At 35.8% G+C, this 20,437-nt stretch carries 14 protein-coding genes; 3 read left to right on the forward strand and 11 right to left on the reverse strand.

Annotation, left to right across the window (positions count from 1 at the left end):
* Window positions 1-356: 356 nt before the first annotated feature.
* The 8 genes from murQ to HPY74_08775 all read right to left on the reverse strand — a co-directional run bounded on the left by murQ (window position 357) and on the right by HPY74_08775 (window position 13,756).
* Window positions 357-1,256 (reverse strand): N-acetylmuramic acid 6-phosphate etherase, encoded by a 900-nt coding sequence (murQ, locus tag HPY74_08740; protein ID NSW90744.1) that lies wholly within the window; start codon window positions 1,254-1,256, stop codon window positions 357-359.
* 71 nt (window positions 1,257-1,327) lie between these two features.
* A complete protein-coding gene (locus HPY74_08745; protein NSW90745.1) occupies window positions 1,328-2,401 on the reverse strand; it encodes a hypothetical protein in 1,074 nt (357 codons plus the stop codon).
* 25 nt (window positions 2,402-2,426) lie between these two features.
* Window positions 2,427-4,190: a DUF4838 domain-containing protein gene (locus tag HPY74_08750; protein NSW90746.1), complete on the reverse strand. Its 1,764-nt coding sequence runs from the start codon at window positions 4,188-4,190 to the stop codon at window positions 2,427-2,429.
* A gap of 363 nt (window positions 4,191-4,553) precedes the next feature.
* Entirely contained in the window at window positions 4,554-6,086 is a 1,533-nt protein-coding gene (locus tag HPY74_08755) for an extracellular solute-binding protein (protein NSW90747.1), read from the reverse strand.
* Between the two features lie 83 nt (window positions 6,087-6,169).
* Window positions 6,170-7,054 (reverse strand): carbohydrate ABC transporter permease, encoded by an 885-nt coding sequence (locus tag HPY74_08760; protein NSW90748.1) that lies wholly within the window; start codon window positions 7,052-7,054, stop codon window positions 6,170-6,172.
* Between the two features lie 79 nt (window positions 7,055-7,133).
* Window positions 7,134-10,145, reverse strand: a complete 3,012-nt coding sequence (locus HPY74_08765; GenBank protein ID NSW90749.1) for a hypothetical protein — start codon at window positions 10,143-10,145, stop codon at window positions 7,134-7,136.
* Window positions 10,146-10,207: 62 nt separating this feature from the next.
* Window positions 10,208-11,101 (reverse strand): sugar ABC transporter permease, encoded by an 894-nt coding sequence (locus HPY74_08770; protein NSW90750.1) that lies wholly within the window; start codon window positions 11,099-11,101, stop codon window positions 10,208-10,210.
* A gap of 354 nt (window positions 11,102-11,455) precedes the next feature.
* Window positions 11,456-13,756: an AraC family transcriptional regulator gene (locus HPY74_08775; GenBank protein NSW90751.1), complete on the reverse strand. Its 2,301-nt coding sequence runs from the start codon at window positions 13,754-13,756 to the stop codon at window positions 11,456-11,458.
* Between the two features lie 385 nt (window positions 13,757-14,141).
* On the opposite strand from HPY74_08775, the gene HPY74_08780 reads away from it, so the two are divergent.
* Entirely contained in the window at window positions 14,142-14,957 is an 816-nt protein-coding gene (locus tag HPY74_08780) for an HAD family hydrolase (protein ID NSW90752.1), read from the forward strand.
* 93 nt (window positions 14,958-15,050) lie between these two features.
* Window positions 15,051-16,283 (forward strand): ROK family transcriptional regulator, encoded by a 1,233-nt coding sequence (locus HPY74_08785; GenBank protein NSW90753.1) that lies wholly within the window; start codon window positions 15,051-15,053, stop codon window positions 16,281-16,283.
* Here HPY74_08785 and galE read toward each other — a convergent pair.
* Genes galE through galT form a run of 3 tightly spaced genes read right to left on the reverse strand, consistent with a single transcriptional unit; the run spans window position 16,228 to window position 19,402 of the window.
* Window positions 16,228-17,214 (reverse strand): UDP-glucose 4-epimerase GalE, encoded by a 987-nt coding sequence (galE, locus tag HPY74_08790; GenBank protein ID NSW90754.1) that lies wholly within the window; start codon window positions 17,212-17,214, stop codon window positions 16,228-16,230. The genes HPY74_08785 and galE overlap by 56 nt on opposite strands.
* A gap of 13 nt (window positions 17,215-17,227) precedes the next feature.
* A complete protein-coding gene (locus tag HPY74_08795; protein NSW90755.1) occupies window positions 17,228-18,412 on the reverse strand; it encodes a galactokinase in 1,185 nt (394 codons plus the stop codon).
* A gap of 21 nt (window positions 18,413-18,433) precedes the next feature.
* Window positions 18,434-19,402 (reverse strand): galactose-1-phosphate uridylyltransferase, encoded by a 969-nt coding sequence (gene galT / locus HPY74_08800; GenBank protein NSW90756.1) that lies wholly within the window; start codon window positions 19,400-19,402, stop codon window positions 18,434-18,436.
* Window positions 19,403-19,612: 210 nt separating this feature from the next.
* Here galT and HPY74_08805 point away from each other — a divergent pair, with 210 nt between their 5' ends.
* Window positions 19,613-20,434 carry an AraC family transcriptional regulator gene (locus HPY74_08805; protein NSW90757.1) on the forward strand — a complete coding sequence of 274 codons (822 nt, stop codon included), beginning with the start codon at window positions 19,613-19,615 and terminating at the stop codon, window positions 20,432-20,434.
* The last annotated feature ends 3 nt before the right edge of the window (window positions 20,435-20,437 follow it).

Here is a 20,437-nt window from a genome sequence, read left to right on the forward strand (position 1 = left end):
ATTTTATCATTTCTATATCTTCAGGACTAAATGTCCTACCTGAAAATGTTCTATTAGTATTGTTCATGACTTGATTACCTACCTCCCCCAAGTCTACTATACAATACTAATCTTGTACGTGTCCAACTCGGTTTTGCGAAAATATTTTTTTGCTACTCTCTATAACTCTTGTTTTCTCTTTCTTTTAAATTCGTGCTTCATCTCTGAAAAGAAAAGTGTTTCTAACTTGTTAACCTGTAAGTTATATAGTTAATTATGGTATTTCCATGAAAAAATAAAGCTTTAAATAGCACAACAACATCTTTCATACTAATAGATAGGATAAAGAAAGAGGATAAAGTATTTCACAATAGAATCTAAATTGATTTATCTATCGCTTTAGCAACAACCCCATCTGCCTTTTTTAAAAGCTCCTCCGCTTCAGCAATATCTACTTCTGCCTCTATCATGACTATTGCTGCTTTTACAGAATTTCCAGCCATCGCCAGATATCTTTCGGCCTGTTCAAAACTAATTCCTGTTGCATGCATAATTAGCCTTACAGCTCTATCAATTAATTTTTTATTAGTAGGTATCATATCGACCATTAGGTTAGAATATACCTTACCAAGCTTTATCATTGCCGTAGTTGTTATCATATTTAATATCATTTTCTGAGAGGTACCGGCCTTCATTCTTGTAGAGCCCATAATTACTTCCGGTCCGGTAACAACTTCTATTTTATGATCAGCAATCTTACCTATTGCAGAATCCGGATTGTTTGAAAGGGATATGGTTTTTGCTCCTATCTCCCGAGCCTCTTTTAGGGCCCCAATTACATAAGGAGTTCTCCCACTTGCAGTAATTCCCATCACAACATCTTTTTCACAGCAGCCTTTAGCCCTTATGTCTATACCACCTTGTTCTTCGTTATCTTCAGTATCTTCAACAGGAGTGCGCATTGCCGTATCTCCACCGGCAATTATACCCTGTACCATATCCGGAGGAACGCCAAATGTAGGGGGACATTCTGCAGCATCGGCAATAGCTATTCTACCACTAGTACCGGTACCAACATAAAACAATCTTCCGCCTTTCTTGAAAGACTCCACTACTATTTCTATAGCTTTTGAAATATCCGGTATAACCTTCTCAACACAAAATGCCACTGTTTTATCTTCTTCATTTATAAGTTTTAAAATTTCCAAGGTATCCAACCTGTCTATATTCTTTGTATTTTGATTTCGTTGTTCTGTAATAAGTTGTCCAAGATTCATTTAATCCTTTTCCCTCCTGTATTATAAAAGCATCAATAATGTTTCTTTCAAGCTCACAGTTTATTATTCTATCACATATCAATTTGATTTAGTATGTCTATTTGCTTTAGTGAATTTTTGAAATTTTCATAAAAGCAATCATGGATTTCTCCTTCAGCATATTTGCCAAGTTCACCTTCAGAAAAACCATCATATTCCCTTTTTGCTCTCATAACTGCTTCAACAACAGCGCCGTATACAGGAGGAAGTTCCGGTTGTATAAGAAGAAAGTCATTATTTAGATAAGATTTGAATCTCTCCTTCAATACAGCACCAGAATTCCATAAGCCTCCTGTTAAAACAACCGGATACGGTAATATGGCAGGATGATGAGAATGGTGAGGCTGATGAGGATGGTGCGATTCTTTTAGATACTTGGCGCCCGCTTTGACTAATAATGCAAGTTCTTCTGCGCAGGTATCCAGAATCTGTCCGGCTACGACATCACCTTTGGCTTCCGCTTCAAATATTAAAGGTGCAAAAGATGCTATAAATTGCTTTCCTTTTTGATAAATCTCAGGAATAAATTTATAAACCGGTCCTCCCAGACGTTTACTATATAGCTCAGATAAAATTGTGTTAGCTCCCCTTCCATCATAATCCCTAAGTACCGCACAAAAGCCTCTACGACCTAAATCATAACCACTGCCCGCATCATCCAGAAGATAACCCCAACCACCTATCTGTGTAATTTTTTCATTATTGCGCACAAATACTACAGAACCGGTTCCTGCTATTAAAACCATACCATTTTTGTAACCAATACCACTGTTTAAAGCATTTATTGCATCACTGCCACTATAAATAAAAGTTGCATTAGGTAACATATTTCTAAAAAAAGAAAAATACCTTTCCTTGTTATTCCCTACACTTCCACCGGAAAGACCAGCATAAAAAGAATAAAGGGGTATTTCAAATCCGCCATAGTTTTCAAGCAGCCTCAAAAGCATTCTCCTTAAATATTCTACGGATTTTTCAAATCCTATATCATTAGGGTTTGTGGAACCACCTACTATACGCTTTAATACCCTTCCGTCAAGGGTGCACAAGACCATGTCGGTCTTGGTCGCACCACCATCAACAGCTACTATGTATTCATTCAACATTATCACACTCTCCATGATATTTTATTTACATGCGATAATCTACCCTGTATAGACCTTCTCTATCATGACTGTATCGACTTGCCTTCATTTTGTCAATAGACATTTGAAGATTCTTTCTCTCAAATATTTCAGTAATTCCATGTCTTTTAAGTTCCTGGGCAAATCTATCTACCATTTTGCTGCGAAATGGACTATCTAAAGGCATACGGCTTAAAATAGTGTAAGTGACCTGCAACCTGAGACTTCTAACTCTTTCCAATACAGCATCATCATCAGCCATGTATTCCGCTTGATCAAATAAAGCTTCCGCTTTATTTAACAATTCATCGGTAAAATATGGAGCATCAGGCATGTCATAGATACTCATGTGATAAGGCTTTACAGCATTCTCCATCATATCCAAATATTGACTTATAGGTATTGAAGCCTGACCGAAATATCCCACCAGAAACTCATTAATAATAGCCTTCACATCTATATAGGGATTCCAAAGTAATTTTGCCTGCACATATGCCTCAAGTTCTGCCATAGTCCCTCCGCCGCCATGAGAAAAGTTGCCTTGTTCAAGAACTCCTTTGACACCATACTTGTGGAATAACTGCAAATTTGGTTGTAGTACATGCAGGTTTGGGAATGGCATCATATAATTGGCAAAATTAGTAACATAATCCCATATATAGAGATTTTCACAAATTTGCGACCAAGCCTTAAGATCACTCAAAAACGTTGTTCTCTCTTGTTTGTCCCTTCTTATAGCCTCAACATCACAAGTTTCCAACGGATGAGAAAAACAGCATTCAATAGTGCATAACCGTACTATGACGTTTTTTGCAGGTCGTACAAATTTTGGTGTTTTTCGTGTGTATTGATATGCAAAGGTGTGTATGAACTTATCCGGATACTCTTCTTCTATGGCTTCAGCAATCTTATTTACAAAAGTGATCATAGTTCCAGCATGACTTTCTTCCCGCTCATCAACAGCTCTACACTTTTCGCAGGTACAAAAATTATACCAATCATTTTGTGCAACCGAATATACATTACAGGAAGGATCTTGTTTAATCCATTCTTTTACTCTTTCTATGCACAGCTTAAGTACATCAGGGTTAGTTAAGCAAAGTTGAGTACGTTCACTTATTCTCTTACCATTAATTTCGGAAAAATATTCCGGATGAGAAGAAAAGTATTTCTCTACAGGTACTAAATCATTAAAAGAATGGTGAAAATTAAAAAACTTGAATTTACCACCCTGTCGCTCTGTAATATCAGCTTTATTCGAATTCAGCTTGTTCCGTACAGCAAAATTACCGTCAAAAGCATCACGCCAATATGCCTCTCTATAATCAAAAGCCGGCACTTGCATATCATCTATTTCAGGCAGTGCTACTTTAGAACGTTGCGGAATCCTGCTTACTTTTGATGAAAACCATCGGCAGCCAAGGTAATCCTCTAGGAAAGTATATACACCATAAATTGTCCCACGTGGCTTTGCACCAGTGATAACCAGGTTATCACCTATTGTTTTAATAATAAAGCCTTCACTGCCAAGTTTTGAAAGATTAATATTTATTCCTAATTCTTTGTAGCGATTGCTTGGACCTACTAAGATTTCCGGCCCTCGTTTTACCACCTTATCAGTAATAACCGGAACAACTGAACGGGTTACTTTATATATAAAATGATGTAATTCATCTGCAGCATATTTTTCTGTTTCAGAAGCATCCCAGGATACTACAATATGCCAGGAAGTCAAACCATTTTCAGCTAGTATATATTTGTTAGCGTTCATTTTTATTTCTCCTTCCTTTATGTTAAAGTATGATACCAAATACTTTCATTTCATCAGGTTTAAATGTAAGCTTAACGCAACCATTCTCTATAGGATATTCTTCCTTTGTATAAAGCTCTACCAATTTTCCAGTAAAGGGAAGTTTCAGTATTCTTTCGCCACCTGTATGGGTGCAGTCCCTTTTTTAATGTTTATCAATCTAATCATCTACCATCGGAAGCTAACAAATAGTTTCCGATGGTAGTAAATAACTAATTAAATAAGATAGCTAGATTATTTATTAGTTTATTCATTTTATTTTTATTTTTATTTTTATTATTTTTATGTTTGCTTGCGTTTTTTGTTTATTTACTCGTTTGTAAGTTAGTCAGGATTTTCCTTTTTATAGATTTCAGTTGCTTGTTGTTCCCATATTTTGCCACCCTCAGCCATCCATCTCGAAATATATTTTTTATATTCTGCTTCTACATCACCAGTTGTAACAATAAGATTTGCTAAAGCTTCTTTTTCAATATCACTTAATGTAGTCCCTAGTTCCTTTGCTATTGCCGGCACTCCAAAAATAAAAGCATCTTTTAAAAAGTTTTTACTGCAAAGGTCAAATGCCTTTCGTGTAGTCGAATTTAGGGTCATTATCTCAGTATTGTCATTATAACGGTAAAACAATGGCCAGAAAATAAATCCTCCGTCAGACCTGTGAGTTGCGGGAACATCATAAGGTGGTAGATATTCAAATTTGCCGTTAGCCTTATCAATCCATTTAAAATGCACACCTTCAATTCCTAAATACAGCAATTCATCTCCTTCTTTTGTGGTCAAATAATTCATAAGCTTCATAGCTTCTTCAGGATTTTTGCAGGATTTTGCAATACCCTTATAACTAGTGCTGAAAGGTTGAACCATGCCTCCAATTCCATCTTCGCCTTTAATAATTGCAAAGTCAAAGGTAGGTTTCACTTCTTCAGTATATCTGCCAAGCCAGTTGTTAGTAGTGCCTGTAGCTGGAAAGTCTATAGCGCCATATGTTCCATTCCAAAGTTTCTCAAGGCAAGCCATATTTGGAATGGTTGCAAAATCAGGCTCCATTAATCCTTCATTGTAAAGTTTTCTCCAGTATTCGATAGCTTTTAGATAATTTGGATGCTTCATATATGTGGTAACTACACCATCCACCATAATAGGTCTCCCATACGGTATACCAAAAGCGCCAAATATATTTGTATACATGCTATCATATTTAATACAACTAGCTAGACCTATTGTGTCATTTTTACCGTTTTTATTTGGATCATTGTAAGTAAAGGCTTTCATTACATTGTAAAAGCTGTCCAAATCATTAGGCATATCCATATTAAGATTTTTGAGCCAATCCGTACGGATAGCCAAACTGGTAGGATAACCGGGAGGACTCGGAATACCCCAGGTAATTCCACCTGCGTTTAGTCCTCTACCAAAGTAATCCTTACGATTTTCAAGTATATCCTTACCATATGTCTTTAATAGTTCATCTAATTCGAGCAATATTCCGTTTTGAACGTACAATTCTCCATTACTCTGACTAAAGCTAAAAATGTCAGGTAGGCTATTTGATGCAATCATTGCATTGAGTTTAGTCATACTTTCTCCTGGTCCTACAAGTATCGGGCTCCAGTTAATACCGGTTCTTTTACGGACTTCAGCAATAATAGAAGCATTTTCAGCCGGCACGGTGCCTTCTTCATGTAAAGATACAATGGTTACAGGGTCTTTCTTTTGCTCAGTTGCACTCCTATCTGTGGCATCGTCACCCTTATCCCCTGTTTGTATGCCTGTTGTAGTCATTTTGCACGAAGTAACAGCAAATAACATACAGAAAGCAAAAACTAATACTAATACTTTAATAACTTTACTTTTCATTATAAAATACCTCCCTCGTGTTTTTTATTTTGAATTATTTATTCAAAAGACTACTGTCGAGTCTTTGAACCAAGCTAATTGAGCTAACCTTTTATTGAACCGATTAGAACCCCCTTAACATAGTATTTTTGTAGCCATGGATAGACTATTAATACAGGTATAACAGACGCAGAAATTGCCGCCATTTTCATTGTCTCCTCGGACATTCCCGAACCGGCTATTGCCCTGTCTTCAGCCTGTCCTAATTGACCAAAAGCAGAAAAATTAATCATAGAACGTAAATATACTTGAAGTACTTGTTTTGCCGGATCATCAATATAGATTACACAATCAATATAAGCATTCCAATGTGCAATTCCGTAGAACATTGCCATGGCAGCAAAAACAGGCTTAGAAAGAGGAACAATTATACTTACGAGGGTACGAAACGGCGTGGCTCCGTCAATATTTGCAGATTCTTCTAAACTCGGAGGTAGTGCTTGAAAGAAATTTCTCATTATAAACATATTATAGGCACTTATAGCACCCGGTAAGATTAAGGACCACATGGAGTTTAGAAGTCTCAACTCCTTTACAAGTAGAAAAGTTGGAATCATTCCACCCGAAAAAAGCATGGTAAAGAAAATTACCATTGTCCAGAAGTTTCTTCCAACAAAACGTTTTATTGATAAAGGATATGCAATTGAAGCCGTCATAATTAGGTTAACCATAGTTCCAACAAAAGTACGTATAATAGAATTTTTATATGTAGTAAAAATAAGTTTGTTTTTAGCCAACAAAATATATGCTGACAATGTAGGCTGCCGCGGGTAAAAAAATAGTCCACCCTCCATTGCAGCCCTTGAGTTGCTTATAGAATACATTATTACATGCCAAAAGGGATAAAGAGTAATAAAAGCTAAAAACCCGAGTATAAAATATATTATTATACGACCTATAACTTCACCTTTTGTCGATTTTGTATTCATATTGCTATATTTCCCCCCAAATTATTTCAATTATGATTGGTATGAGAAAACTTTTTATATTATGAAATATGAAAATAACTTACCACTCTATAGCTAAATAGTCACTTTTATCTACAAGGCATTTTAGACGTACCAAGCTACCACTATCTTGATAGCGTTCCAGAATATGCCCGTTACCTGATACTATATGCATACTCTCTATATTAGTTACTGAGTATTCAGCAGCATTAAATTCACAGGTCCATGTAATAGCTTGCTCACTTGTATTAAATAGGAACAACACCGTTCGGGTACCATCCCACAATTTCCAGGCTCCCGCTGATACAACAGGAGCATCAAAAACTCCAGGATATCTCATTCCAGCTATTGTTATAATACGAGGAACATCACCAATTATCTTTGGTGGCCGTAACATGGAGCCTTTATAGAAAAATTCACGATAATCCCAACGTAGTTTTACCATTTTCTTTAGATAATCCAACTTTTCTTTATGGTAGACTATGTCGGAATTTAACCAACCTATCTGTTGACCATAAAGTATTTGTTGAGATATGTGGAATTTAAAATAAGGTATATCTTTTTTCTTATAGCCATTAATGTTACGACCAAACATAACAATATAACTGCCATATATGCTTGAAAACGCCGGAACCTGGTTTGGATGTATCCATACCCAGGTCAAGTAACCATCAAAACTTTTAGCATATACTTCAGCATTGCACTCAGTTGTATATGCACAATCCTTTGGTTTTTCAATATTTAACCTGTTCATAAAGTTCCAATAGGCATCAATCCACCAACTCCCACCACCCGGTAGATGATTATGATTCTTATCCATACATAGATTAGCTCCGGCAGCTGCAACCTGGTCTATGTAAATTGCATTAACATTGTATTTCTGGAAAAGCTGTTTTGCAGTGTTACCCATTACTTTTTTCCATAAGTAACTGCTTGGACACATTGCAGCTAATTGGACTAACGAGCCGTCCGATTCATGTGCTGCATAAGTTTCAAGGTATAGCTCTCCGTCTGCTTTTTTTGTTGCCCATGGCAAAGCAATATTGCTAAATTGATAATCCTGATCCCGCCGATCCAATATGTCCCATAACCTGCCGTTTATGTAAGGCATTATATATATACCTTCTGCTTGCATAGCTTTTATACCTGTTTCAAAACCTTCTTTTGTAGGAAAATAATGAGGATAATCATTGTTAAATGGAATCCAGTGCCAGTTGTAAACATGATAGCCGACAGGTACACCTAACTCTTTCTTAAGTAAAATAGGAGTTTTATACCAACTTTCTCTGTCACTTTCTTCTTTTTCAGGTCGGACACTTATAGGGATAGGGTCAGCATCAGGGTTATCGTTAGGCATCCAATCCATAATCCAAAACGACATTTCTCTCATCCACAATGGGGTATCTTCCCGCCCTTCTTTACTTACCTTAGGCATCCATTTAGCTTGAGTATGCACAAACCTTTTGTATATTTGTGTTGCATCAAACCAGTCACCGGAAAATATCTGCCAAACCATACATCCTGGAAGTGAAAACGCATTTGCAGGTTCTCCACGATTAACAGCAGGGTAATTATATGAAAGCATACCTTGTTTGCTGCTTCTAAAGGTGTTAAATGTGATGTCTTTCCGACTGCCGACATCGTCATGCACAGCAACATATATTCCATTATTTTGGTTATTTTTATTATTATAAATAGCGAAATACGGCATAACATAATAAAATCCTGAGGGGTAGCTGCCATATAAATGTCTTGAGTATGAACAGGCATCGTTTATCACTTCACCAGGATTTGCTGGAATAAAAGCATCTAAATTCTCCCCTTCAAAAGATACATTTGGATACGTAACTGACATTACTGAAATATTGGGATTGTCATTGAGTACATCCATTGTCCATTCAATACGATGTTCTTTAGCAATTGCCCGTGCTTTCAAAACAACTGCAAAATCTTTTAATTTCCCATCTCCTGGATTAATAAATTTAAGAGATATACCTTCACTTTCTTTTTCAACTATGGTATTTTCCCATCCATTATCAGAGTCTATCCAATATCTTTGCTTGGTATCCAGTTCTAGAATATCAACTTCAAACAATGGTAATACTTTTTTACTTAGAAATAGATTTGCCGTATTATTATTTGTATCACAATTTGTTGAATCATAATTATTACCATAATTATTTATTCTGCTTAAAAAAATGCCGGTTCTTCCTTTTTCCAGAACTACTTCCATAAAGCCTGCCTTCAATGAATACATCTCTTTAGATTCAATTGTCGAAGATGATTTTTTCGCTTCCGGAATAATCTCAGGCAAGCTATTACAAAGCGCCTGATAATTTTTGTGAGAATAACTGTCATTTGGACAAATACTTCCGAAAAGTAGCCATACACTTAATGGCCGCTCTGCATTTAAAATCCGCAAATCACTGTTAAAATTTCTCAATTCATAATCAGGTATCAGTGAGCATGTATTTGGATCCAGCATTACCTGTCCACTTTCTCTTAATCCAAACCAGCAATCATCGCCTACCAGATTAATACCTTCCCTAAAAGCTATAGGATGCTCCAGTTCACTTATGCTGCCATGCATATATGGTCCAACACCATAAAACTCTTCATATCTCGTTTCTTCCGGAATTAAATTCATCCATTGTAAATTGCCACAGAAAACATGATCATTGCTTAAAAAACTCGTTGTAATATAGATTGCTGGCAAATTTCTCATTAAGTATAATTTATAGCATACTATAAGTCCTGGAATTGGTTCCCCTGTATTAGTGTCAATCGGACACGAATTAATCCGGATTATTGAAGAACAACTCTCGGAATATTTATTAACATAGTCATTTATTAACAATTGAGTCTTATCATGGAAGATCCAGTAGGTACCTTGTTTCTGGATATTTTCTTGTCTTGCAGATGGTAGATTTATAATTTTATCTTCACTCGAAAAGCTTATCCTATTTCCTGAAGATTCATGGGTTATTTCCAGTTTAAGAACATGGTTATTAGAGTCAATAGTACAATTCGTTTTGTATTCACCATTACAAAATGTATTTATTAATGTCTTCATTGTTTGTCCTCCTTCAAATAAATTCGCATTAAAATCACCCGAGTATTTAAATTATCTTGTTATTAAATTATTCCGCTATACGGGTCTATTTTTTTAGCAATTGCATTTGTTAAAAGCACCATAATTAATCCAACAAATGATTTAAATACACCTGCTGCAGTAGCTAAAGAAAAATCATGCTGCACTACACCAACTTTATATACGTAAGTATCAATAATTTCACTCACTTCATATACAAGTGGATTGTATATCGCGAAAATTTGTTCAAACCCTGCCTCGAGTAAAGCACCAACCCTTAAAATTAAAAGGACAACAATAGTAGGACGGATTGAAGCCAAAGTAATATGCCACATTTGTTTCCATTTACCTGCCCCATCAATTATAGCTGCTTCATATAATTCTTGTTCAATTCCACTTATTGCTGCAAGGTATACTATTGTTCCCATACCCATACCCTTCCAGATATCCGATAGAACAATTACATATCTGAAATGGTTTTTACTGCCCATGATATCGGTAACCTTCCCAACATATCCAAATGCAGAAGCAACACCTTTAATAATTCCTGAATTTGGTGAAAATAGTATAAACATTATCCCACCGATTACCACCCAGGATATAAAGCTGGGAAGCAATAATGATGTCTGCACAAACTTTTTGTATTTAGAGTTTATAACTTCATTTATCATTAATGATAATACTATAGGTGCAGGAAAGCCAAAAATGATTTTAGCAAAACTAATAATTATTGTATTTCTAAGAGCCCGGTTAAAACCAGGAAGACTGAAAAGCTTTATAAATACATTAAAACCAACAAAAGGGGACTCAGCAAAGCCCTTAAATATATTATAATCTCTAAAAGCTATAGTGATACCATACATTGGTACATATTTGAATAGTATAAAGTAGAATATTCCCGGTACAGCTAATAAATAAAGAAGGTAATCCTTCCTCATTAGTCTTAACTTTTTGTGAATAGTATTAATGGTTAGTTTTTCCCCTGATATCATCTTATGAACACTCCTTGATGTTTCATATAGTCAATTTATATCAGCCATTTTGTATCTTCGGGCAGGCTCTTAGTTTTCGCTATCAAGCAACTATCCTAAAAAATCAGTTCACATTTTAATATTAGCAATTTTTATAGGTCATTACAAGTTATGAATAGTGTACTAAGGTAATAAAAACTACAAACTTATCAGTACTAAAACGGGTCACATTTTATATACAAAGTCATAAATCCTCTACAATATCTCCCCTTACATTACTTTTATTCAATGGTCCTACGAAGCAGGTTACAACAAAATCAATTAATTTTGTCTAAGTTGGTAACGTTCCCTATACTGGGATGGTGTGCATAAAAATCTCTTTTTAAACTGACGGTAAAACGCTTGTTTTGTCTCGAAACCACATTCTAAAGCTATGTCCATTATTGACTTTGACGATAGCTGTAGTTCATTGGCCGCATACTTGATTCGTAGCTGATTAATATATTCTGCAGGTGATATACCCATCTCATCTCTTAATAATCTATGCAGGTAGGATACACTAATAAAAAATTTTGAAGCAATATCATTAACCGTTAAAGGTTCTTTATAATGAATTTCTATATACTGCTTTATCTTCAGTGTGATCTCCTGTTTTTTCCTGACATTAGCCTGGTAATAACATTCCATTACGAAAATAGAGAATTCACGAATTATTATGAGCTGTTCATTTAAGCTCTGTGATTTTATAAGCATGGACAAATATTTCGAAGTTGTTTCATCGGTTTTAGCAGGATAATCATCCATCTCATAAAGTAATTTATGAATATTATTATACATATTGGTAAATATTAGTTTTAACGCTATTACATTAGTAGGAGTATTTACTTTTATAAATTTCTCAATTTCATTAATACTGCGGTCAATACCCTCCTTGTCGCAGGTCCTGATAGCATATTGAAGTGATTCATCTTGTACAAATGGATAATTAAGCTGCCCAACTATATTTGTGTTCAAATATTCATAGCATCCTACAGGTTTGTTACCCATCATAAGCTGGTATTCATAAGCCTGAATTGCTTCCATAAAAGCTTGATGAAGCGATCTGATTTCTTTCTTTTCGGCACTGATACCAACATAGATACCTATATGGAATTCATGCTTAAATCCATCTATTATGGTTTCCATTTTTTCAACGAAGTTTTGTAATAGATAATCCTGGTAATTTATAACAATAAAAAATTTAAATGGTTCAAACTGTACTATATAAAATGAATCCATATCTCTCATGTTTTCCGTTAAATATTCTTTATACATTTCGATTTTTAAATAATCCATAGTACCTAACATATCAATATAGTCATTAATGTAAATAACCATTACACGAAATAATTTTCCATTAAATTTTATCCCCAGTGAGTATAGTTGCTCCATCAAATTTTTTTCATCATTGCTTTGTTGTAAAACAATCTGCAGCAGGTACTTCTCCCTTAGCAACGGAATGTTCCGTTTTGCTATATTACGTAATTGATCATTATCATTTACTAGTCTTTCGAACATACTTGTAAGGTATTGAATCCTATCAACTTGTTCCGGATGTACAAAACGCTCTCTTACCATTTTATATAAACGCCTTAGTGGCTCATATATTCTCATAGCTACGGGTATACTTAATAGTATTCCTATTAATATTACAATATATAGTAAAGTAATAACTGTAGTTTTCAAAGGTTTACTCATTTTAACAACATCATTATACGGAACTATTTGAATAAAAGTCCATCCGCTTAAATTTGACTCGTCATATACAGCTATATATTTTTTGCCGTAGATATCAACTTGTGTATTCTTATCCCTGTTAGATTGCAATAACACATTAATATATTCATTGTATTCATTATTTGAGTCCTCAAAGTTATTGTGTTCTATGGCATATAATAATTCTTCATTATTATTAAAGATATATATTTTTTCATTATTAAAAATTTTAATTTGTTCCAGAAGATTTTCAATAACCTTGTGATTTATTTGTGCTGCAAGGTATCCTTCTTCCTTACCCGAAATCAATTCCCGGGTTATATAAATACCAGGACAGTTCCCGTCTTTCTTGTTAATCATGCTAAAACCTAAGAACTGTATTTTATCCCGTTCGGATTTTCCAAGTGTGTTATATTTTTCTTCCGGATATAAACCATTAGCAATGACCAGACGTTGTTTCGGGTAGTGAATATACATATTGTTAATTATTGTATTCGCATGCAATGTTTCACTGATCATCTTCTCAATTTTCATAGCAATATTTACTTGTTGTTGCTTGTTAAAATCAGAATATCTTGCCATCATTAATACCTCGGAATTTGTCGATAATTCATAAAGAGCAGTTTGTAGACTGCTAATCTGGTTGTTCAACTGGTTCTTTGTCTCTTCCACCTTCATCCGGATAAGCTGAGTATATATATTCACAATCTGATTGCGAGCAGTGAAATATATCAAAGTTAAAATAATACTACATACTAGAAGTATTATGATTGTTATATACATTGCTGCTCGTACTATATTGGGATCCATAAGCAAAAGTATTCTATTAATATTGACTTTAAACTTATGACTTCTATTGTTTTTCATAAAAGTTTTCCTCCTTCCTCATCAGACTTGTAGATTGATTTATGCTAAGCAATACCTGTATGCGGCATATAATAATTATTTTATAATAATTTAAGAAATTTGTAATTGTATTGCTCATTTTATAACACCCCTCATTTTAACCAAACGTCAAGAAGCCTCTCGTCTCTCCTTTTCTAAAGGATTTTAAATGGCATTTTTTACATACTAAGCAATAATACTTAATAATTATATTTTAACATAATAATATTTAAACTGTATAACAATATTAATTTGTTAAACCAATTGACAAATGATTATGCAACACATATAATTAAATCAGTTAACAAATACCTAAAGTAAATATATATTTTAAATAGAAGCGCAAAAATTTGTGAGGTATATAAAAGTGGAGATATTAGAAACATTACCAGAAAATAGGCCTAAACTGAAAGCTGTACTCTTTGATTTTGATGGTACAATATCCACCTTAAGGCATGGATGGGAAAACGTTATGGGGCCTCTTATGATTGAAATGATTACCGGAGACACACCGGAGGATGACAATATAAAAAATCTTGTAAAAGAATACATTGACCAATCTACAGGAATACAGACAATTTATCAGATGCAGTGGCTGGTTGAGACAATAAAAAAGCATGGAAGAAATCCTAGCGTACCTGAAGACCCCTGGTGGTACAAAGATGAGTATAACAAGCGGCTGATGAAATATGTAGATGAAAGGAAAGAAAGCATAATAAAGGGTAAAGTTTCTCCGGACAAGTATATTATAAAAGGTAGCAGGGAACTTCTGGAAAAGTTTAAACACAAAGGAATTGAAATGTATGTGGCAAGCGGTACCGACCATCCCGATGTTATAAAGGAAGTTGAAGTACTCGGTCTGGCAAAATATTTTAAAGAAATTCAAGGTGCACCGCTGGGTAAAGTCCAGTGCTCAAAAGAGTGGGTACTGAGAAAGCTTATGGAAAAAAGCTCGATTAAAGGATATGAACTGGCTGTTATAGGGGATGGACGGGTAGAGATAGCACTTGGGAGGGAATTTGGAGCAATTACTCTTGGTGTAGCAAGTGATGAAGAAAAGCTTGAGGGGATTAATCCAATAAAAAGAAAACGGCTGGTAAAAGCTGGTGCCCATGCTATAGTGGGAGATTTCAAGGACAGCGACGGTATACTAGGCTGGCTCGGGGGGATAATATCAAAATAGTAGAAATACTTGAAAAACAGATGGCAGGCTTTATACAGGTACAAATAATATGGCAGGAGAAGTGGCACACATAAGGGAGGATGATAACTGCTGATGAGAAATAAAGCCAGAAACTCTACAGACATGAAATTTTATAACAGAAATACCATTTTGAAAATAATTCAAAGAAGTCCGGTATCCAGAGCTGAATTAGCGCGTAAAACAGGACTTACACGGGCAGCTGTTTCGTTAATAATAGACGAATTAATCAAGGAGGGTATCGTTGTTGAAACAGGTACCGGTGAGGCTGAATACGGCAGGAAACCGGTGCTCCTTGAAATAAACCCTGACTGTTATTATGTAGTAGGTTTGAATATCTCCAGAAGCGGTTATTCTACAGGCATTGTAGATATAAAGGGTAATTTGAAAAGCAGGTATGATTTCAGCAATAATGTGAAAGCTTCTTTGGAAAATGAACTAAATCATATTAAGTATGCTTTAAATAAATTAATAAAAAATTCGGGAATTGAGGAGGAAAAAATCCTGGGGCTTGGAATAAGTGCCCCCGGCCCATTAGATGTTTATAATGGCATCATATTAAATCCCCCGAATTTTAGTTTATGGCATGGGGTTAACATAATAGATGAACTTAAGAAAGATATCCCTTTAAAAATGTTTCTTGAAAACAATTCTACTGCCCTTACATTAGCCGAGAAGAATATTGGCAAAGGACCCAAGTTTAGTAATTTTATACTCATTGTTGTAGATACAGGAATAGGTGCGGGTATTGTAATTGATGATAAACTGTATCGGGGAGAAGGGGGGTTTGGTTGTGAAATAGGCCATACAACAATAGATGTTAATGGAAAAGCGTGTAGTTGTGGAAATACAGGATGTCTGGAGGTATATGCATCTATTCCGGCAGTTTTACAAAAGGCTGCCCAATATGATAATGGGATAAAATCGTGGAAAGATATTGTAGATAAAGCTGAGCAGGGTAATAATTACTGTCTAAAAATAATAAAGGAGGAGGCCCGCTTATTAGCTGCAGCTATTGTTAATATAATAAATATTTTGGAGCTTGAAGCAGTTGTATTAACAGGATACATTAATTACAAGCCCAATATGCTTATGGACTTGATTCGTGAGTATGTGGGAAAAACTGCAATTACGAGAAACATCCGCTCTACAAAAATATACAGTTCTTCGCTGGATGAAAACTCTGATATTATAGCCGCTGCAGCAGTAGTTATCGATAAGTTTTTCAGCTACCCTCATTTCTTATTTTCTCCTACTTCCCATATCCATGAGGGTGAGCTTTATGCCAATTCCATGCAGTTTCAATAATTGTGTGCAGGTCATTATATTGGGGTTGCCATTTTAATTCCCTTTTTATCTTTTCCGAAGAAGCTACCAGAACTGCAGGGTCCCCCGGTCTCCTATCCGATATTACAGTTTTGATATCAATACCCGTAACTTCTTTGGCTATATTTATAACTTCCTTAACTGAAAACCCCTGCCCGTTGCCCAAATTATAAATAGTACTCTCTCCTCCATCCCTTAAATGCTTTAATGCTAGGACATGGGCCTTAGCTAAATCGGTTACATGAATATAATCCCTGATACATGTACCGTCCGGAGTATTGTAGTCATTTCCGAAGATACGGATATTTTCCCTTTTTCCCAATGCAACTTGCAAAACCAAGGGTATTAAATGAGTTTCAGGGTTGTGGTCTTCTCCAATTTTACCTGAAGGGTGCGCTCCCGCTGCATTGAAATATCTAAGGGATACATATTTTATTCCATAGGCTTTATCGGCCCATTTTAGCGCTTTTTCAACTGCAAGCTTAGTTTCTCCATATGGATTTGTAGGCAGAGTATTATCAGTTTCCTGTATGGGAATATTTTCAGGTTCTCCATAAGTAGCCGCTGTTGATGAGAAAACAATGTTTTTGACGTTATACTTTTCCATTTTACTAATAAGCCTTAATGTACCTATAACGTTATTGTTATAGTATTTTAAAGGGTCTACCGTACTTTCCCCCACGAGGGAGTAAGCAGCGAAATGTACTACTGCTTCAATCTCATTTTCATTAAATACTTTATCCAAAAACTCTTCATCACACAAGTTGCCGCAGTATAATTTACCTCCCAACACTGCCTTCTTATGTCCTTTTTCAAGGGTATCAACAATAACAACCTCTTCAGAAGCCTCTAAAAATTCCAATACAGTGTGGCTTCCTATATAACCTGCTCCCCCTGTAACTAAAATTGCCATATATCTTTACCTCCTATATAATTTCCCGGGCTCCATCTCCTGTTTCGGACACATAAAATGTTGCTTCCAGCCCAACCCTCTCCTTATATCTTCTGCCTACTTCCTCAATAAACCTACCAATTGCATCCTCTCTTACAATACTTACCGTGCATCCTCCAAAGCCGGCTCCTGTCATCCTCGAACCTAAAACCCCGTCAATTTTCAATGCCTCTTCTACCAGGGTATCCAGTTCAATTCCCGTAACTTCATACAAATCTCTTAAAGAGTTATGAGACTCTACCATCAGTTTCCCAAAACCACTTAAATTTCCTTCATTTAATGCATTTACGGATTTGAGTACTCTGTCATTCTCCGATATTACATGATCAACTCTTTTCCTAATAACCTCATCCTTTATTAAATGCTTGTATTCATTAAACTGCACATAAGATATTTCCCCTAGATAACTTGCGTTTGGAAAAGCTGATTTTAGCATTTCAAGGCCTGCTTCACATTCCCTTCTTCTCTCATTGTACTTGGAATCTGCAAGACTCCTTTTCTTATTTGTGTTGGCTATAACTATTTTACTGTCTTTTAAGTTTAATGGCACCAGCTTATAGCTTAAATCTTTAGCATCAAGGAATATTGCATGGTTTGCCTTTCCCATAGCTGACGCAAACTGGTCCATAATACCGCAGTTTACACCTACATATAAGTTTTCTGCTTTTTGCCCAATCTTAGCCAGTTCAACAAGGTCAATTTCTTTATCTAAACCAAAAGTCTCCTTTCCAATGGTTGCCAATGCCAATGCAGTGGATACCTCAATAGAAGCAGATGAGGAAAGACCTGCTCCATAAGGTATTGTACCATGGTATAGCATATCACATCCTGTAATTTTATACCCGTGCTTTTGCAATTGGTCGGCCACTCCCAATTGGTAGTTGCCCCATTTTAAATCCCTATACTCGTTAAGCCTGTCAAGAGAGGCTTCTACCCTGTCTTCCAGGTCTGTAGCAGCCAGCCTTATTATTGTGTCATTCCTTGGCCTTACAATTACGGTTGTGTCCATTGTAAGGGCTGCAGGGAACACATAGCCGCCGTTATAGTCGGTATGCTCTCCAATTAAGTTCACACGGCCGGGAGATGCAAATACCCGAATTCCCTCCTCCAAGCCACCATATATTTCAATAAACCTTTTCTTAAGCTCATCAATTGTCATATGATAAAACCTCCTACCTTCTCACTTGTTTGTAAACCTTTTATAAGCCTCTCTCAATTCCCCTGCCTTCTCTTCAGGTTTTGTAGGATTTGCGTGGGCCCATGCCCCCGTTTCACTGGAAGCATTAAATTTCTGCTTGTTGGCAGCCCTGAGAGGCGGGAAAAACTCTATGTGAAAATGATAGTAATCACTAAAATCCCCACTGTTTACAGGGTCCTGGTGCATACACATCATGTAGGGAAACTGAAATCCAAAAAGAGAATCCAGAGTTCCTGCAGCGTCCCTGACTGTTTGTGCTAAACTTAGTTTCTCACTCTCTGTAAACTGGCTCAGGTTTTGAATATGCCTTTTGGATGCTATATAAATACCATAAGGATACTCGGTAAAGAAAGGTAAGAATACCACAAAATGCTCGTCTTCAAAGATTACCCTTTCTTTAAACTCCATTTCATCCTTTATCATATCACAGATAAGGCATGCGCTGTTCTCATTATGATATTCTTTGCATGCATCAAGTTCCAATTCAAGTTTTTTAGGGATATATGAATACCCATAAATCTGCCCATGAGGATGAGGCATGGTTACACCTACCAGTTCTCCCCTGTTTTCAAAAATGAAGATGTATTTGATTTTTTCATCTTTCCTAAGCTCAATAAACCTTTCAGTCCATAAATCTACCAATTTTTTTACATGCTCTACCGAAAGCTCGGGTAAAGTAACTGTATGCTGTGGTGAATAAAGTATAACTTCACATTTCCCGTAAGCTTCTTTTATTTTATAAAACTTTGTAGGTACATCATCAGGAACAGGAGGATTCTGTGATAACGACGGAAAATCATTGTCGTATTTTAATACTTCATAGTTGTCCGGCACCTTGCCCGACCCTGGGCAAAAAGGGCACCAATCTTTGGGCATCTGGGGCCTGTTCTGCCGGTGAGAAGCTATAATAACCCAATCTTTAATTAAAGGGTGCCACCTTAATTCAGCCATGGACCATACACCTTTCTTAATAAATTACTTACTGTTATATTTTACCCTATATTACCTAAAAGTAAATAGCAATATGTTATCTAAATATGGTATAATGTTGTATAGTAACAGTATATGATTACCTTTGCGGAATAAATAAAAGAATGATAGTTATACATGCTTGGTAGCATAAAAAATACCTTAGAAATAAAATGTTTTAAAGGTGTACCTATGCTTGAAAAATTTTATATAGCCCAATACAATAACACAGATTTAAATATGTACCGGTGTGGTATAGAGGACTGCTTACCCGGTCACTCCTGGGGTCCTGCCATAAGGGACCATTATATTATTCATTATATTATAGGTGGGAAAGGCATTTTCCAGGCTAGAGGATTAACTTATCATCTGGAAAAAGGCTACGGCTTTTTAATATGCCCAAATACAATAGTATATTATGCTGCAGACACCAAAGAACCATGGAGTTACACATGGGTAGGTTTCCATGGGCTTAAAGCGGAAACTTATCTGAACCTGGCCAATCTTTCTATTGGCAACCCAATTTTTAGATATGATAAAGATGATTTCCTCCTAAATTGTTTCAAGCAGATGATTAACAGCATGAATCTGACAAAAGGCAGGGAAGCAAGGTTGATTGGCCTCTTATATACTCTACTGTCGCAACTTATTGAATGCGCCGATGATAATAAAAGCCATAAAAAAAAGAAAAACATAAAAGAAGAACATCTTAAAAAAGCAGTAGAATATATTGCCATGAATTACTCAAGAGAAATTAGCATCGGGAATATTGCCACCCATGTCGGCCTGGACAGAAGTTATCTATATTCCATCTTTAAGCAATATCTTTCTACTTCACCCCAGGGCTTTCTTATTAATTTCCGTATGGATAAAGCGTGTGAACTTATGCTGGATCCTTCTCTTTCAATAGGAGATATTGCCCGTTCGGTAGGATATGAAGATCCGCTGCTTTTTTCAAAAGTATTTAAAAAAATAAAAGGAGCCTCTCCACGGGAATACAGGAGAGGCCGGTAGTAT

Source organism: Bacillota bacterium (assembly GCA_013314855.1).
Lineage (GTDB): Bacteria > Bacillota > Clostridia > Acetivibrionales > DUMC01 > Ch48.